This window comes from Mesorhizobium sp. M7A.F.Ca.CA.002.09.1.1, from assembly GCF_003998555.1.
In the GTDB taxonomy this organism is placed as follows: domain Bacteria; phylum Pseudomonadota; class Alphaproteobacteria; order Rhizobiales; family Rhizobiaceae; genus Mesorhizobium; species Mesorhizobium ciceri.
Genome location: NZ_RZRR01001382.1, coordinates 1 through 880, shown reverse-complemented (window position 1 = coordinate 880; position 880 = coordinate 1). Strand labels below are relative to the sequence as shown.

1 protein-coding gene is annotated in these 880 nt (G+C 60.2%); it reads left to right on the top strand.

Going from position 1 to position 880, the window contains the following annotated elements; genetic code table 11:
• Positions 1-167: 167 nt before the first annotated feature.
• Positions 168-584: an RNA polymerase-binding protein DksA gene (dksA, locus tag EN994_RS33400; RefSeq protein WP_013531862.1), complete on the top strand. Its 417-nt coding sequence runs from the start codon at positions 168-170 to the stop codon at positions 582-584.
• The last annotated feature ends 296 nt before the right edge of the window (positions 585-880 follow it).

The following is an 880-nucleotide window of genomic DNA, read 5'->3' as shown; positions in this document are numbered from 1 at the left end:
GATCCAAAGTGTCGCGGCGGAGTTTGTACCAAAGCGACCGTACGCGGCTGCAAAGACGCGTGCCCGGGTACTTTAACAATTGCGTGAAACAGCGGCCGATTGCGCTTGTGCAGGCGTCGGACGACGAATATATAGGCGCCAAATTTGGGGCAGTTTGGGTGAGTCGAATGAACGACATCGTTACCGCCGATTACGTACCCTCCGAAGACGAGCCGTTCATGAACGAGCGGCAGAAATCCTACTTCCGCTCAAAGCTCGTCACCTGGAAGAATGACATATTGCGCGAAGCGCGCGAAACACTGGAAATCCTGCAGCAAGAAAACGCCAACCACCCCGATCTGGCCGATCGCGCCTCTTCGGAAACCGACCGGGCCATCGAACTCAGGGCCCGCGACCGTCAGCGCAAGCTCATTGCAAAGATCGATTCCGCCCTGCAACGCATCGACGAAGGCACCTACGGCTATTGCGAAGAAACCGGCGAGCCGATCGCGCTGAAGCGGCTCGATGCACGTCCGATCGCGACATTGTCGATCGAAGCGCAGGAGCGGCATGAGCGCCGCGAAAAAGTCTATCGCGACGACTGAAGCTCACGGCCGGCTGTCTCGAACGAACTCGATTCTGAAAATGGCCGGTTTTCCGGCCATTTTCATTGGTGCGGCATCCACCGCTCAGGGCGCGCGAAGATCGAAAACCCTCGGGGCTTCGGACGAGGTGGTTCGGCAGCCGGACCGGCGACGGTGTTTCGCGGGGATAGCGACCCGGCGGTCGCTCATTTCTTCTGGCTGGAGAGTTCACCGAGAAGCTTGGTCATCTCGTCGTCGAGCGACTGCGGCGCCGCCGGCTTGCCCACCTGGCCGCCCGAACGGGGCTGGTCCAGCGA